A 15,345-nucleotide genomic window follows, 5' to 3' on the forward strand; every position below is an offset into this window, starting at 1 on the left:
CTCACGCTCCAGCGTGGGAATGCCTTGCGTGACGCTCCGCGTCACAGATCTGTGCCGCACAGCATACTCAAGAGAGGACGCAGAGCGTCCAGAACGGCATGCGACGCGGAGCGTCGCACGATAGTCGAGGTTAAGGCATGTCGGCGGAGTGTCGTACGGTAGTTGAGATTATCGTTCCTCACGCTCCAGCGTGGGAATGCCTTGCGTGACGCTCCGCGTCACAGATCTGTGCCGCACTGCATACTCAAGAGAGGACGCAGAGCGTCCAGAACGGCATGCGACGCGGAGCGTCGCACGATAATCGAGATTAAGGCCTGCCGACGTGGCGCCGCACGATAGTCGATGCGGCACGATAGCCCTATCAGTGGGGTGTGCGCTGTGCCTTGTCGAGGAATGTCCAGGCCACGAAGCGGCTTTGTTTCTGGCCCTGGCCCATCTCGATCACTTTCACCTCAAGCGCGCCGGCTTTTTTCAGGGCGCTCTGGATCGGTGGCAGGTTGGATGCCTTGGACACCAGGGTGCTGAACCATACCACCTGGCCTGGCAATGTGGCGCTTTCCTGGATCAATTGGGTCACGAAGCCGATCTCGCCGCCTTCGCACCACAGCTCCTGAGATTGCCCACCGAAGTTGAGAACCGGCAGCTTGCGCTTGGGATCAGCCTTGCCCAGTGCGCGCCATTTTCGTTGGCTGCCACGCTGCGCCTCATCCAGCGAGGCATGGAAAGGAGGGTTGCAGAGGCTCACGTGGAAGCGTTCGCTGCTGTCGAGTAACCCGAGCAGGATCTGCTTGCGGTTGTCCTGCTGACGCACGCTGATGGCCTTGCTGAGGCCATTGGCTTTTATGACCGTGGTAGCCGCCGCGATGGCCGTGCTGTCGATGTCCGACCCAACGAACTGCCAGCCATAGTCGCTATGCCCCAGCAGCGGGTAGATGCAATTGGCTCCGGTGCCGATATCCAGCGCCTTGATGGATGCGCCGCGTGGGATCACGCCTTCATTGTCCTCGGCCAGCAAGTCGGCGAGGAAGTGCAGGTAGTCCGCACGCCCTGGAATGGGCGGGCACAGGTAATCGGCCGGAATGTCCCAATGGGCGATGCCATAGAACGCTTTGAGCAGCGCGCGATTGAACACCCGCACCGCCTGTGGATTGGCAAAGTCGATGCTTTCCTTGCCATACGGATTGAGGATCACGAACGCTGCCAGCTCGGGGCTGGATTTGATCAGCTTCGGAAAATCGTAACGACCCTGATGACGATTGCGCGGGTGCAAGGTGGCCTTTTCACGCGGCGCAGCAGGTTTGGCTGGCCGCTGAGGCTTTTTGCGCGGAGGTTTGCGGGTATCGGTCATGGGTTCGATGGTCAGCCGTGATGTCGAGTACAGAAATTCAGATAACAAAAAGCCAGCCCATAATCGGGCTGGCTTTTCTGGCCACCTTACAGGCTGGCGATGCGGGCGTGTTGCTCGGCCAGCTTGCCCAGTGCCTGTTCGGCTTCGGTCAGCTTGGCGCGTTCCTTAGCGATGACTTCAGGCGGTGCCTTGTCGACGAAGGCGGCGTTGGACAGCTTGCCGCCGACGCGTTGCACTTCGCCTTGCAGGCGCTGGATTTCCTTGTCCAGACGCGCCAGTTCGGCCCCTTTGTCGATCAGCCCGGCCATCGGCACCAGCACTTCCATGTCACCCACCAGCGCGGTGGCCGACAGTGGCGCTTCTGCACCCTCGGTCAGTACGGTCATCGATTCCAGCTTGGCGAGCTTCTTGAGCAGGTAATCGTTTTCGCTCAGGCGGCGCTGATCCTCGGCACTCACATTCTTGAGGAACAGTTGCAGCGGCTTGCCCGGACCGATGTTCATCTCGCCACGGATGTTACGCACGGCGAGCATCAGGCCCTTGAGCCATTCGATATCGTCTTCGGCCGCCTGGTCAATGCGTGCTTCGTTGGCCACTGGCCACGGCTGCAGCATGATGGTCTTGCCTTCTGCGCCCGCCAGCGGCGCAAGGCGCTGCCAGATTTCTTCGGTGATGAACGGCATGAACGGGTGCGCAAGGCGCAGTGCGACTTCGAGCACGCGTACCAGTGTACGGCGTGTGCCACGCTGACGTTCGACCGGTGCGGTTTCATCCCACAGCACAGGCTTGGACAGCTCCAGATACCAATCGCAATACTGGTTCCAGATGAACTCGTACAGCGTCTGGGCCGCGAGGTCGAAGCGGAACTGATCCAGTTGGCGGGTCACTTCGGCTTCCGTGCGCTGCAATTGCGAGATGATCCAGCGATCAGCCAGCGACAGTTCGACCGCTTCGCCGTTCTGGCCGCAGTCTTCGCCTTTGTCCAGCACGTAACGCGCAGCGTTCCAGATCTTGTTGCAGAAGTTGCGATAGCCTTCGACGCGGCCCATGTCGAACTTGATGTCGCGACCGGTGGACGCCAGCGAGCAGAAGGTAAAGCGCAGGGCGTCGGTGCCGTAGCTGGCGATGCCGTCGGCGAACTCCTGACGGGTCTGCTTTTCGATCTTCTTCGCCAGCTGCGGCTGCATCAGCCCACTGGTGCGTTTCTCTACCAGCGTTTCGAGGTCGATACCGTCGACGATGTCAAGCGGGTCAAGCACGTTGCCCTTGGACTTGGACATCTTCTGGCCTTGGCCGTCACGCACCAGACCGTGCACGTAAACAGTCTTGAACGGGACCTGCGGCGTGCCGTCCTCGTTCTTCACCAAGTGCATGGTGAGCATGATCATCCGGGCGACCCAGAAGAAAATGATGTCGAAACCGGTGACCAGCACGTCGGTGGAGTGGAAGGTTTCCAGTGCCTTGGTCTTTTCCGGCCAGCCGAGCGTGGAGAAGGTCCACAGGCCCGAGCTGAACCAGGTGTCGAGTACGTCGTTGTCCTGCTGCAGCGCGATTTCCGGGCCAAGGTTGTTCTTGGCGCGAACTTCGGCTTCGTCGCGGCCGACGTAAACCTTGCCGGACTCGTCGTACCAGGCCGGAATGCGATGGCCCCACCAGAGCTGACGGCTGATGCACCAGTCCTGGATGTCGCGCATCCACGAGAAATACATGTTTTCGTATTGCTTGGGCACGAACGCGATACGGCCGTCTTCGACAGCGGCAATCGCAGGCTCGGCCAGCGGTTTGGTGGAGACATACCACTGATCGGTCAGCCACGGCTCGATGATGGTGCCGGAACGGTCGCCTTTCGGCACCTTCAGGGCGTGATCATCGACGCTGACCAGCAGGCCGGCGGCATCAAACGCAGCAACGATCTGCTTGCGCGCTTCAAAGCGGTCGAGACCGGCGTAGTCCGCAGGCAGGCTGCCGTCGACGCTTTCGTTCAGCGTGCCATCAAGGTTGAAAACCTGAGCAGCAGCGAGAACGTTGGCATTCTTGTCGAAGATGTTCAGCAGCGGCAGGTTGTGGCGTTTGCCGACTTCATAGTCGTTGAAGTCATGCGCCGGGGTGATTTTCACGCAGCCGGTGCCGAATTCAGGGTCGCAGTAGTCGTCCGCGATGATCGGGATGCGGCGGCCTACCAGTGGCAGTTCGACGAACTTGCCGATCAATGCCTTGTAGCGCTCGTCCTGTGGGTTCACCGCAACGGCGGCGTCACCGAGCATGGTTTCCGGGCGAGTGGTGGCAACGATCAGGTAATTCAGACCTTCGGCGGTTTTTGCACCGTCGGCCAGCGGATAGCGCAGGTTCCACAGATGGCCTTTCTCGTCGTGGTTCTCCACTTCAAGGTCGGAAATCGCGGTGTGCAGCTTGGTGTCCCAGTTGACCAGACGCTTGCCACGGTAAATGAGGCCGTCTTCATGCAGGCGCACGAAGGCCTCCTTCACGGCGTCGGACAGGCCGTCGTCCATGGTGAAGCGCTCGCGGCTCCAGTCGACGGACGAGCCCAGACGGCGGATCTGACGGCTGATGTTGCCGCCGGACTCGGCTTTCCATTCCCAGATCTTGTCCAGAAACTTCTCGCGGCCCAGTTCATGACGGCTTACGCCTTGCGCTTCGAGACGACGCTCGACCAGCATCTGCGTGGCGATGCCGGCGTGGTCGGTGCCCGGTTGCCACAGCGTATTGCGGCCCTGCATGCGACGGAAACGGATCAGGGCGTCCATGATCGCGTTATTGAAGCCGTGGCCCATGTGCAGGCTGCCGGTAACGTTCGGCGGCGGGATCATGATGGTGTACGAGTCACCCACGCCTTGCGGAGCGAAGTAGTTCTCGGACTCCCAGGTCTGGTACCAGGAAGTTTCGATGGCGTGCGGCTGGTAAGTCTTGTCCATGCGCGGCGGGAACCTGTGGCATTGATTCGGAAACCGGTAAGTATAGACCTGACGGCAAGCGACAAGCCATAAGCGCCGGGCCACAACTGGCAGATCTGTCAGTAGGCGGCGAGTGGACCAAGGGGCATGATCCGGTGTTCAAGCATTGATCACAGGACGGATGCGGCCATGAACAAGACTTCGGAAAGCAGGCGCGTACTGTGCCGATATCGCTATGACGCGCTGGATCGTGTTGCCGTCGTCGATCCCGGAGCACAGGGAGCGGTGTTGCGTTTTTATCAAAAGAACCGTTTGACGGTCGAGATACAGGGTGAAACGCGCCGTCGTGTATTTCACGGCGATGATCGCTTGTTGGCTGAGTATGAAACGGACGGCTCCATCACTCGGACCGATCTGCTGGGCACCGACAGGCAAATCAGCGTGCTGCATGCCCTGAGTTCAGAGGAACGGCAGCCGCTTGCTTATAGCCCTTACGGACATCGCGCGCAGGGCGGTCCCTTTTCCGGTTTCAACGGCGAGCGCGCGGACCCTGTGACCGGGCATTACTTGCTGGGTAACGGCTATCGGGCTTTCAATCCGGTGCTGATGCGGTTCAATAGCCCGGACAGCCTGAACCCATTCGGGCGGGGAGGCTTGAATGCATATGTGTACTGTCAGGGAGACCCGGTGAACAGAAGTGATCCTAGCGGGCACGCCGGGCTATTAGGCTTACCGGATTTGGCGCTTAGAAGCATACTCAAAAACCTGACGTCCAAAGATTTGGTCAACCTGTCTTTAACATCCAAGGCGATGGGGAGGCGAGTATCTGGAGCTGTGGACCGCTTGCCAATCGATGTGACTGATCCAAACGCACTGTTTGCAATTCATAATGTTTTGAAAAGCAAGATGGGCATTTCGCCCGGCGTGCTCAAAAATGACGCGTTCAAAGCAAAGTTCGAACGCGCAGCGGCGAACATCAAGCAAGGAATAAGCAAAGAAATCCAGAGTGTTGATCGTCGAACACAATCCATTCTTGATTACATGGCGAGAGTGACAGGTGCCAGCGAGCTGCAGGCTAAGCGCGCTTTAGAGCGTGCCCAGCGCTTCCAGGCAGTTGCTCCTGAAAAATTGGCACAAATCACTCGGCAAATGGCCGAATATAGGCAGTTGCGCAATGACTGGGGTGCACTCATCAATCGTGAAGCAGATACGGGCCGGCGCATAGCCGAGATACGCACTGCATTGAACTCTCCCTGACAGAATCTCTACGCGCGAGTGTTCCGTATTCCTGACCACACCCTTCACTTCTGTTGCTGCGCCAACAACCGCTCCAGCCTTGCCTCCAGCCGACGCTTGATTTCAGTCTCGATGTGCGGAGCGAAGTCGGCGATCACGTCCTGCAGGATCAACTGCGCGGCGGCACGCAATTCGTTGTCCAGATGCAGCAGGGCATCCGGGTTCGGCAGTGCTTGAGGCTGGGCAGGCTGTTGAACGGTCTGAAGCTGCTCGACTGGTGCAGCTTGCACATCAGGCGTCAGCGTCGGGATGTCGTCTTCGTCGAAGTCCTGTTGATACGCCGCGTCGGGGCGAGCGCCGACCACATCGAATAACAGAGGAATCTGGCCTTCCGGACGAGCCGGGTCGTTCGGCAGCGGGGAGTGTGCGGGGTCATCGCCGAGCAATTGGCGGATCGATTCCAGATCGTTCAGCAAATGCGCGGATTCAGCTTTTTTTGAAGTATCCATCGTGTCCTCAAAGGCGCTGCAGTCGGTGATCTTGCGGAGGATAGCCCTGTTCACGGTAGGAACGGAAACTCTCGCGTGCGGCAAGACGTATGGCCGGGTCTTCGACAACCACTTCCGCCACGCGGGCGAAGCGTTTGAAGAAGGCCGGAATGCTCAGGTCGAGGTTGACCAACAGGTCCTCGTGAGCGCCCGAGTCGTCACCCAGACCCAGCACCACGGGGGCATCGGAGTCGCTCTCGGCGTCGCCGTGGGGCAGAAACACTTCGCCCCTGAAGCGCCAGAGCCGGGCATCAAGGTCTTCACGCTGCGCTGCATCGCTGCAATGCAGATAGACCTTGTGGCCCAAACGCCAGGCTTTTTCCGTTAGTTTGCAGGCAAAGTCCAGGCGCGCGGCAGGATCGGCGCTGGGCAGGATGTAAAAATCGACTTGGGTCATACAGGTTCCAGAACCAGTGGCGTATCGACCGTGAGGCCGACACGCCAGAGTGTCTTCTTTATACGCCGGCGCGGTCGAGCAGGTACTGGGTCAGCAGCGGAACCGGACGTCCGGTGGCGCCTTTTTCCTTGCCGCCGCTCAGCCACGCAGTGCCAGCGATGTCCAGGTGAGCCCAGTCATAGGCCTTGGTGAAGCGCGACAGGAAGCAGGCCGCCGTGATGGTGCCGCCTTTCGGGCCACCGATATTGGCGATGTCGGCGAACGGGCTGTCGAGCTGCTCCTGGTACTCATCGAACAACGGCAATTGCCAGGCACGGTCATCCGCCTGTTTGCCAGCGTCGAGCAACTGATTGATCAGCGCGTCGTTGTTGCCCAGCAGGCCGGAAGTGTGGCCGCCCAGCGCAACCACGCACGCGCCGGTGAGAGTGGCGATGTCGATGACTGCCTGTGGCTTGAAGCGTTCGGCGTAGGTCAGTGCATCGCACAGCACCAGACGGCCTTCAGCGTCGGTGTTGAGAATTTCGACCGTCTGGCCACTCATGGTAGTGACGATGTCGCCGGGACGTGTCGCGGTGCCGCTCGGCATGTTTTCGGCGCAGGCCAGAATACACACCAGATTGATCGGCAGTTTCAGTTCCAACACAGCGCGCAGGGTACCGAATACGCTGGCAGCGCCGCACATGTCGAACTTCATCTCGTCCATGCCCGAGGCAGGCTTGATGCTGATGCCGCCGGTGTCGAACGTGATGCCTTTACCGACCAGCACGAAGGGCTGATCACCTTTCTTGGCACCCTGATAGTTCATGACGATCAGGCGAGGTGGCTGGGCGCTGCCCTGAGCCACCGCGAGGAAAGAGCCCATGCCCAGTTCGGCCAGTTTCTTCTCGTCGTGAACTTCCACTTTCAGATTCTTGTGTGCCTTGCCCAGCGCCTTGGCTTCTTCGCCCAGGTAGGTCGGGTGGCAGATGTTGGGTGGCAGATTGCCCAGGTCGCGGGTCAGTGCCATGCCGGTGGCGATAGCCTTGGCGTGAGTGGAAGCGCGCTCGATGTCAGCTATGCGTACCTTGTCGGTCAGCAGGGTGATTTTTTTCAGGGCGCGAACTTCGGCTTTCTGGGTCTTGAAGCGGTCGAAGACGTATTCGCCATCGGCCAGGGCCTCGACCAGCAGGCGAGCCGTGCCGTAGGTGTCGCGGTTTTTCACTGACAGGTCATCGAGCGCAATCGCAGCGTCGCTGCCGCCCAGGCCTTTGAGGCAGGTCAGTGTTGCGCCGACGATTTTTTTCAGCTGGCGGTCCGACAGTTCGCCTTCCTTGCCGGTACCGATCAGCAGAACGCGCTCGGCCTTGATGTTGGGCAGGTTGTGCAGCAGCAGGCTCTGACCGACCTTGCCCGCCAGATCACCGCGTTTGAGAATGAGGGAGATGGCTCCGCCGCTGAGGATATCGACAGCCTGGGCAGCACCAACCAGTACACGGCTTTCGCCGACGGTGACCACCAGCGTTGCGGTTTTCAAGGTTTCTGGGCTTACGCTTTTAACAACCAATTCCATGTGGGGTCCCCGAGTAGACGATGAGAGTCGCAATATGAATGATGTACGCGGGATGGCCTGAGTGTTTTCAAGGAGGATGCCCGCGGTAAGCTTTGCAGTTTGACCCCGCTGCACGACTGCTGACAACCCCGTAGAGCCGCCTGCTTTGCGTGTATGTGCGAACTATCCCCGGTGCGCAGTGACAGAAACACACAATCACAGGATAATGCCGCATATTTTTTGATGCCCACGCCTTTTGCCGGCGTGAATCTCTGGTTGCCGTGGCTCACAATTTTTCCCTGTTTGGCTGCCTGAGCCTGACAACTCTGGAGTGTCTGGTTTGATTGTCTTCCGTTATCTGTCCCGAGAAGTGCTGCTTACCTTGAGCGCGGTCAGCGCCGTGCTGCTGGTGTTCATCATGAGCGGACGCTTCATCAAGTACCTGGCGCAGGCCGCGTCCGGTGCGCTCGATCCGGGCGTGCTGTTCCTGATCATGGGCTTCCGCCTGCCAGGCTTTCTGCAGGTAATTCTGCCGCTGGGCCTGTTCCTCGGCATTCTCATGGCTTACGGGCGCCTGTACCTGGAAAGTGAAATGACCGTGCTGGCCGCCACCGGCATGAGTCAGCAGCGGCTGCTTGCCATCACCATGGGGCCTGCCACGCTGGTCGGGCTGTTGGTCGCCTGGCTGAGTTTCAGTCTGGCTCCACAGGGCGCTACCCAGTTTTCGCTGCTGATCAACAAGCAGGACGCCATGACCGAGTTCGACACGCTGGTGCCGGGCCGTTTTCAGGCGCTGCGTGACGGTACGCGTATCACTTACACCAAGGAACTGTCGGAAGACCGCTCGCAACTGGCTGGTGTGTTCATCTCTGAAAAACGCATGTCCGGCGACAAGAGCAAGGACAACGGCATCACCGTGCTGGTGGCAGAGAAGGGCCATCAGGAGGTAAGGCCCAATGGCAGTCGCTTCCTGATCCTCGAAAACGGCTACCGCTACGATGGCAATCCTGGTGCGGCTGATTACCGTGTGATCAAGTACGACACCTACGGGGCGATGCTGCCCAAACCGGAAATCAGTGAAGAAATCACCGACCGTGAGGCCATTCCGACCAGCGAACTGGTCGGCAACCCGGCACCGCGCTCTGTCGCCGAGCTGCAATGGCGTATTTCGCTGCCGCTGTCGGTGTTCATCGTCACGTTGATGGCTATTCCGTTGTCGCGCGTCAATCCGCGTCAGGGCCGTTACCTGAAACTTTTGCCGGCGATCCTTCTGTACATGTCTTATCTGGCCATTCTGATCTCGGTGCGCAGTTCGCTGGAGAAGGGCAAGCTGCCGCTAAGCCTTGGCATGTGGTGGGTGCATGGCATCTACCTGTCCATTGGCCTGCTGTTGTTCTATTGGGAGCCTCTGCGTCTGAAGATGGCGAGTCGTCGCAGCGTCACGGAGGTGACTCGTGGTCAAGCTTGATCGATACATCGGTAAAAGCGTATTGCTGGCGATTCTTGCGGTTCTGGGAATCATTCTGGGGCTGGTTTCATTGTTCGCGTTCATCGACGAGATGGGTGATATCAGTGACACCTACACACTGGCGGATGCCCTCAGCTACGTCATGCTGACCGCGCCGCGGCGTGTCTACGACACGCTGCCAATGGCTGCCCTGATCGGTTGCCTAATTGGTCTGGGTACGCTGGCCAGCAGCAGCGAACTGACCATCATGCGTGCAGCAGGTGTGTCCATCGGGCGCATCGTCTGGGCGGTCATGAAGCCGATGCTGCTATTGATGGTTGCTGGTGTACTGGTCGGCGAGTACGTGGCTCCCTACGCCGAGAACCAGGCTCAGGCCGCTCGCTCGCTGGCTCAGGGCTCGGGTGATGCGCAGAGCGCCAGGCATGGTCTTTGGCACCGTCAGGGTGACGAATTCATCCACATCAACACCGTCCAGCCCAATGGTCTGATGCTTGGCGTGACACGTTACCGTTTCGACGATCAACGCCACATGCTGACGTCCAGCTTTGCCAAAGAGGCCAATTTCAAGACCGATTACTGGGAGTTGAAGGACGTCAGTACCACGCATTTCAATGACGGCCGTACCGAGGTCATCAATACGCCGGTCGAGCGCTGGGATGTAGCGTTGAGCCCGCAATTGCTGAGCACAGTGATCATGCCGCCCGAGTCGCTTTCGATCAGCGGTCTCTGGAACTACGCGCATTATCTGGCTGATCAGGGCTTGAGCAATGGCCGCTACTGGCTGGCGTTCTGGACCAAGGTATTGCAACCGGCTGTGACAGTAGCGCTGGTGCTGATGGCAATCTCGTTCATCTTCGGCCCGCTGCGTTCGGTTACGCTGGGGCAGCGCGTGTTCACGGGGGTGGTGGTCGGCTTTACCTTCCGCATTATTCAGGACCTGCTCGGTCCTTCCAGCCTGCTGTTCGGTTTCCCGCCGTTGCTGGCCGTGCTGATGCCTGCTGCAGCCTGTGCGCTGGCCGGTGTGTATCTGCTGCGCCGCGCCGGATAGCGTCATGTAGCCGCAGTGAAAAAGCCGACATTGAGTCGGCTTTTTCATGGGCGTACTCATGTACTTGTCGAGCGGAATCGCACATATAAAAAAGCCTCTGACATTGCTGTCAGAGGCTTTCTGTACGTACGAGAGTGTGTCGTATCAGGCTTCGGCTTGAACTTCGTCAGCCTGCATGCCTTTTTGGCCCTGCACGGCAACGAAGGTAACTTTCTGGCCTTCTTTCAGGCTTTTGAAGCCGTTACCCTGAATGGCGCGGAAGTGTACGAACAGATCCGGCCCGCTCTCAGGAGTGATAAAACCAAAACCTTTTTCATCGTTGAACCACTTGACGGTACCGCTCTGACGATCAGCCATTTTCTTATTTCCTTGACGCTTGACTTGAATTGGTTACAGCCTCTTTCACACGAAAGAGCACTGGGGCTGGTTGCAGGAAGTAAGAAACGTAGAACGGGTTGTAGCAAACCTAGAGCTACTGCCCAGGTCCAGATTCGGCGACCCATGCAAACACAGTCCGGAAACTCTACGCCAACTCTCGTTACAAATACAACCCCCCTGCCTTGTACCCTGTTTCCGGGGGGGAGAGCCTTATGCCCGGCGTGTTTGCCTGCTGTGCACGGTGTCTGGTCTGTCATAACATTTTGCACTTTATAGGTGCGTTTTTGGCATATACAACAGACTGTTCACTCGGATGAAACACGGCCGAAACAGTAGTGTGTAACAGCACCTGCGCAACAGCGAAGTGTTGCTGTTTTTTTGACGCCGTTGTTTAGCCGCGAAAGTAACGTTGTGCAACGAAAGGCATTTTTGCAACACGCATGGGCACTTTCTTGCCGCGCACCATTGCCCAGACCTGTGTATCCAGCGCGGTGTAAGCGTTGTTCAAATAACCCATGGCCAGCGGGCCAGCCAGGCTCGGGCCAAAACCGCCGCTGCAGACAGTGCCGATGACAGTGCCCTGTTCATCGACGATTTCTGTGCCCTCACGCACTGGCGTACGCTCTTCGGGAAGCAGGCCGACACGTTTTTTGGCGACACCGTTCTGTTGCTGGGCAAAGACCTGCTCTGCTCCCGGGAAGCCGCCTGCACGCGCACCGTCGGCGCGCCGTACTTTGGAAATAGCCCATAACAGGCTGGCCTCTACGGGGGATGTGTCGGTGTCCATGTCATGACCGTACAGGCACAGACCTGCTTCCAGTCGCAGCGAATCACGTGCGCCCAAACCGATCGGGGCAACTTCCGGTTCTTCCAGCAGGCGGCGCGCCAGGGCTTCAGCCTGTTCGGCCGGTACTGAAATTTCATAGCCGTCTTCGCCGGTATAGCCCGAGCGGCTGACATAGCATTGAACGTCCAGCAGCTTGACGCTGGCGAACTGCATGAAGGTCATCTTCGCCACTTCCGGCGCAAAGCGCGCCAGCACCGTGACAGCGGCCGGACCTTGCAGGGCGAGCAGGGCGCGCTCTTCGAACAACGGTTCGATAGTGCAATGCCCCGCCAGGTGCTTGCGCAAGTGCGCCAGGTCCTGATTCTTGCAGGCCGCGTTGACCACCAGCATCAGTTGATCACTGCCGAGATTGGCAACCATCAGGTCATCGAGAATGCCGCCAGCATCGTTGGTGAACATCGCATAGCGTTGCATGCCGACTGGCAGGTCAATGATGTCCACTGGCACCAGGGCCTCAAGGGCCTTGGCAGCATCTGTACCGGTAAGACGAATCTGGCCCATGTGCGAGACATCGAACAGGCCGGCCTGCGCGCGAGTGTGCAAATGTTCTTTCATTACGCCAGCCGGGTATTGCACGGGCATGTCGTAACCGGCGAAGGGTACCATCTTCGCGCCGAGTTCGCGGTGAAGGGCGTGCAGAGGAGTGGTCAGCAGGGTTTCTGTGGACATGTTCAATTCCTTGTTGAGCGGGCCATGCAGAACGGCATCGCCTGTGCGCACTCACCATCGAGCTGCGCACAGGCATGCCAAAGCACGGGCTATCAGGCTTCCTGATAGCTCTCGATGGACGGGCAGGCACAGACCAGATTGCGGTCGCCGAAGACGTTGTCGACACGGCCGACCGGAGGCCAGTACTTGTTCTCGATCAGCGAATCGACTGGATACACCGCCTGTTCGCGGCTGTAAGGATGGCTCCACTGGCCGACGATTTCCGCGGCGGTGTGCGGTGCGTTTTTCAACGGGTTGTCGTCTTTGTCCAGTGTGCCGTTTTCAACCGCGCGTATTTCTTCACGGATCTTGATCATGGCGTCGCAGAAACGGTCCAGTTCCTCTCTGGACTCGCTCTCGGTCGGCTCGATCATCAAGGTCCCGGCAACCGGGAACGACATGGTCGGGGCATGGAAGCCAAAGTCGATCAGACGCTTGGCCACGTCATCGACGCTGATGCCGCTGCTGTCCTTGATAGGGCGCAGGTCAAGGATGCATTCGTGGGCAACCAGCCCGTTGGTGCCGGTGTACAGCACCGGGTAGTGCTCTTCCAGGCGGCGCGAAATGTAGTTGGCGTTGAGGATCGCCAGTTGCGAAGCGCGTTTCAGGCCTTCGCCGCCCATCATGCGGATGTACATCCAGGTGATTGGCAGGATGCTGGCGCTGCCGAACGGGGCTGCGCAGACTGCGCCTTCCTTGCGCTCCATGCGTGCATGGCCCGGCATGAACGGGGCGAGATGGGATTTGACGCCGATCGGACCAACGCCTGGGCCACCGCCGCCGTGCGGAATGCAGAAGGTCTTGTGCAGGTTGAGGTGCGATACATCGCCACCGAATTTGCCCGGAGCGCACAGGCCGACCATGGCGTTCATGTTGGCGCCGTCGATGTAGACCTGACCGCCGTTGTCATGAACGATGCCGCAGATTTCACGGATGCCTTCTTCGAAAACGCCGTGGGTCGACGGGTAGGTGATCATGATCGCCGCAAGCTGGTCGCGGTGTTGAACGGCCTTGGCGCGCAGGTCTTCGATATCGACGTTGCCACGTGCATCGCAGGCGGTGACCACGACACGCATACCGGCCATGTTGGCTGTGGCCGGGTTGGTGCCGTGTGCCGATGAAGGGATCAGGCAGATATCGCGATGCTCATCGCCACGGCTCTGGTGATAAGCGCGGATGGCCAGCAGGCCGGCATATTCACCCTGGGAGCCGGCGTTCGGTTGCAGCGAGATTGCGTCATAGCCGGTGGCCGCACAGAGCATGGCCTCTAGCTCGTCGGTCAATTGTTGATACCCGGCGCTCTGCTCGGCCGGGGCGAACGGGTGCAGGTTGCCGAATTCGGCCCAGGTCACCGGGATCATTTCACTGGCGGCGTTGAGCTTCATCGTGCACGAGCCCAGTGGAATCATGGTGCGGTCCAGCGCCAGATCTTTGTCAGCCAGCTTGCGCAGGTAGCGCATCAGTTCGGTTTCAGAGTGGTAGCGGTTGAACACCGGGTGGCTGAGGATTGCCGACTGGCGCAGCAGTGCAGCGGGCAGACGCGACGGGACGCTGGCTGCCAGTGCGGTGAAGTCCGGAAGGTTCTGACCGTCGCTGGCGAAGATTTCCCACAGCGTTTCAACTGCCGACTGCGAGGTGGTTTCGTCCAGTGACAGACCCAGGTGCTGGTCGTCGATTTCACGCAGGTTGATGTGCCTGGCGCGAGCCGCTGCGTGCAGCGCCTCGGTCCTGCTGCCGGTGTTCAGGGTCAGGCTGTCGAAGAAGAATGCCTGCTCGGCCTTCAGACCCAGCGTACTCAAGCCTTCGGCAAGGATCGCGGTCAACTGGTGAACGCGTTTGGCGATCTGTGTCAGGCCGCGCGGGCCATGGTAGACGGCGTACATGCTGGCGATGTTGGCCAGCAGGACCTGTGCAGTGCAAATGTTGCTGGTGGCCTTCTCGCGACGAATATGCTGTTCGCGGGTTTGCATGGCCAGACGCAGGGCCTGCTTGCCGTGACGGTCCACCGATACGCCGACCAGGCGGCCCGGCATGTCGCGCTTGAAGGCATCGCGGGTTGAGAAGTAAGCCGCATGCGGGCCGCCGAAGCCCAGCGGTACGCCGAAGCGTTGTGCGCTGCCGATGGCCACGTCGGCGCCAAATTCGCCTGGCGGGGTCAGCAACGTCAGTGCCAGCAAGTCGGCAGCCACGGCGACCAGCGCGTTGGCAGCATGGAAACGTTCGACCAGCTCGCGGTAATCGAACACGTCGCCGTTGCTGGCCGGGTATTGCAGCAACGCGCCAAAGTAATCGCTGACGTCGCCCAACTCGGCTTCGTCCGCCACCACAACGGTAATGCCCAATGGCTCGGCACGGGTACGCAACACATCAAGTGTCTGCGGGTGGCAGTGGCTGGAGGCGAAAAACTGCTGGCTGCCTTTGTTCTTGCTCAAACGTTTGCAGAAGGTCATTGCTTCGGCAGCAGCGGTCGCTTCGTCGAGCAAGGACGCGTTGGCAATCGGCAGGCCGGTCAGGTCGCTGATCAGCGTCTGAAAATTGAGCAGCGACTCCAGACGGCCCTGGGAAATCTCCGGCTGATAGGGCGTGTAGGCGGTGTACCAGGCCGGGTTTTCCAGCAGGTTGCGCAGGATCGGTGCCGGCGTGTGGGTGTTGTAGTAACCCTGGCCGATGTAGGTCTTGAATAGTTGATTCTTGCTGGCGATGGCCTTGATGGACGCCAGCGCATCGGCTTCGCTCTGCCCGGCAGGCAGGTTCAGCACGCTGGTGCCCTTGATGCTTTCCGGGATAACGCTTTCGCTCAGCGCTTCAATGGAGTCGAAACCCAGCGTCTGCAACATGGCCTGCTCGTCGGCAGCGCGCGGGCCAATGTGACGGGCGATGAATTCGTTGGCAGTGGTCAGTTCAATACGGTCAGTCATGGCGTGCTC

Annotated in this window: 11 protein-coding genes; 3 read left to right on the plus strand and 8 right to left on the minus strand. The window is 59.4% G+C overall.

What is annotated here, in order from left to right:
• Positions 1–361: 361 nt before the first annotated feature.
• Together rlmF and RYC18_RS15235 are read right to left on the minus strand one after the other, a co-directional pair.
• A complete protein-coding gene (gene rlmF / locus RYC18_RS15230) occupies positions 362–1,348 on the minus strand; it encodes a 23S rRNA (adenine(1618)-N(6))-methyltransferase RlmF (RefSeq protein WP_316886543.1) in 987 nt (328 codons plus the stop codon).
• Between the two features lie 86 nt (positions 1,349–1,434).
• The gene (locus tag RYC18_RS15235; RefSeq protein ID WP_316886440.1) at positions 1,435–4,281 is read right to left on the minus strand and encodes a valine--tRNA ligase; all 2,847 of its coding nucleotides are present in this window, start codon (positions 4,279–4,281) and stop codon (positions 1,435–1,437) included.
• A 168-nt stretch (positions 4,282–4,449) separates the two neighbouring features.
• On the opposite strand from RYC18_RS15235, the gene RYC18_RS15240 reads away from it, so the two are divergent.
• On the plus strand, positions 4,450–5,517 hold the full coding sequence (locus RYC18_RS15240; RefSeq protein ID WP_316886441.1) for an RHS repeat-associated core domain-containing protein: 1,068 nt from the start codon (positions 4,450–4,452) through the stop codon (positions 5,515–5,517).
• A gap of 44 nt (positions 5,518–5,561) precedes the next feature.
• Here RYC18_RS15240 and RYC18_RS15245 read toward each other — a convergent pair whose 3' ends face one another.
• The 3 genes from RYC18_RS15245 to RYC18_RS15255 are packed head-to-tail and all read right to left on the minus strand — an operon-like array spanning position 5,562 to position 7,990.
• Entirely contained in the window at positions 5,562–6,005 is a 444-nt protein-coding gene (locus RYC18_RS15245; RefSeq protein WP_316886442.1) for a DNA polymerase III subunit chi, read from the minus strand.
• Between the two features lie 7 nt (positions 6,006–6,012).
• Complete coding sequence (locus tag RYC18_RS15250; protein WP_005756882.1) at positions 6,013–6,441, minus strand: DNA polymerase III subunit chi; 429 nt, start codon at positions 6,439–6,441, stop codon at positions 6,013–6,015.
• 58 nt (positions 6,442–6,499) lie between these two features.
• Positions 6,500–7,990 (minus strand): leucyl aminopeptidase, encoded by a 1,491-nt coding sequence (locus RYC18_RS15255; RefSeq protein WP_002552285.1) that lies wholly within the window; start codon positions 7,988–7,990, stop codon positions 6,500–6,502.
• A 319-nt stretch (positions 7,991–8,309) separates the two neighbouring features.
• Here RYC18_RS15255 and lptF point away from each other — a divergent pair, with 319 nt between their 5' ends.
• Both lptF and lptG read left to right on the plus strand, forming a co-directional pair.
• Positions 8,310–9,437 (plus strand): LPS export ABC transporter permease LptF, encoded by a 1,128-nt coding sequence (gene lptF / locus RYC18_RS15260; RefSeq protein WP_316886443.1) that lies wholly within the window; start codon positions 8,310–8,312, stop codon positions 9,435–9,437.
• Positions 9,424–10,485, plus strand: coding sequence for an LPS export ABC transporter permease LptG (lptG, locus tag RYC18_RS15265; RefSeq protein WP_002552287.1), 1,062 nt, complete (start codon positions 9,424–9,426; stop codon positions 10,483–10,485). The genes lptF and lptG overlap by 14 nt, the downstream gene beginning before the upstream one ends.
• 144 nt (positions 10,486–10,629) lie before the next feature.
• Here the strand turns inward: lptG and RYC18_RS15270 are convergent, their stop codons facing one another.
• The 3 genes from RYC18_RS15270 to gcvP form a co-directional block, all read right to left on the minus strand.
• Positions 10,630–10,842 carry a cold-shock protein gene (locus RYC18_RS15270; protein ID WP_002552288.1) on the minus strand — a complete coding sequence of 71 codons (213 nt, stop codon included), beginning with the start codon at positions 10,840–10,842 and terminating at the stop codon, positions 10,630–10,632.
• Between the two features lie 412 nt (positions 10,843–11,254).
• Positions 11,255–12,379, minus strand: coding sequence for a glycine cleavage system aminomethyltransferase GcvT (gcvT, locus tag RYC18_RS15275; RefSeq protein ID WP_057405369.1), 1,125 nt, complete (start codon positions 12,377–12,379; stop codon positions 11,255–11,257).
• A gap of 92 nt (positions 12,380–12,471) precedes the next feature.
• A complete protein-coding gene (gcvP, locus tag RYC18_RS15280; RefSeq protein WP_316886444.1) occupies positions 12,472–15,336 on the minus strand; it encodes an aminomethyl-transferring glycine dehydrogenase in 2,865 nt (954 codons plus the stop codon).
• Between the last annotated feature and the right edge of the window lie 9 nt (positions 15,337–15,345).

The organism is Pseudomonas syringae group sp. 247E2 (genome assembly GCF_032587795.1).
Classification (GTDB): domain Bacteria; phylum Pseudomonadota; class Gammaproteobacteria; order Pseudomonadales; family Pseudomonadaceae; genus Aquipseudomonas; species Aquipseudomonas amygdali.